1 protein-coding gene is annotated in these 450 nt (G+C 62.0%); it reads right to left on the reverse strand.

The window, feature by feature from the left end; genetic code table 11:
* Positions 1-13: 13 nt before the first annotated feature.
* Positions 14-346 (reverse strand): HNH endonuclease signature motif containing protein, encoded by a 333-nt coding sequence (locus tag ACNFCH_RS25850; protein ID WP_416744511.1) that lies wholly within the window; start codon positions 344-346, stop codon positions 14-16.
* Positions 347-450 lie beyond the last annotated feature (104 nt).

The following is a 450-nucleotide window of genomic DNA, read 5'->3' on the forward strand; positions in this document are numbered from 1 at the left end:
GGGGGCGAGCGGTCTAGCTCCGCTCGGTTCGTCGTGATCTTTCGATGTTCCAGTGGTGGTTGGGGTCGAGCGGGATGCCGTTCACGTCGCAGCCCCGCGTGGTGCGCTTGCCCATATCCTCAGCCGTCTTGATCGAGTGGCATGAGTGGCACAGCGCCGCCAGGTTCGTGCGTGCGTTGTTGTCACCGTTGTTGTCCATGTGATCCACGTCAGTTGCAGGTGTGACCAGGCCACGGGCTGCACAGTCGCGACACAGCGGTTCCTCTGCCAGCACCTGGGCACGCAAGCGCTGCCATGCAGCACTACCGAGCGGGATCACCCTAGCCTTGGGTTTGTACTTGCTCACGCTTCTTCTCCTTTGCCCTTGCCTTCATTGCCTCCAGCGGGGTGGGTGCCTCCTTGAGGCGGGGAGGCAGGGTCTTGAGTCTTGGTCTCTTTGGCATCGTCGAT

The organism is Pseudomonas sp. NY15354, assembly GCF_048068075.1.
In the GTDB taxonomy this organism is placed as follows: Bacteria; Pseudomonadota; Gammaproteobacteria; order Pseudomonadales; family Pseudomonadaceae; genus Aquipseudomonas; species Aquipseudomonas guariconensis_C.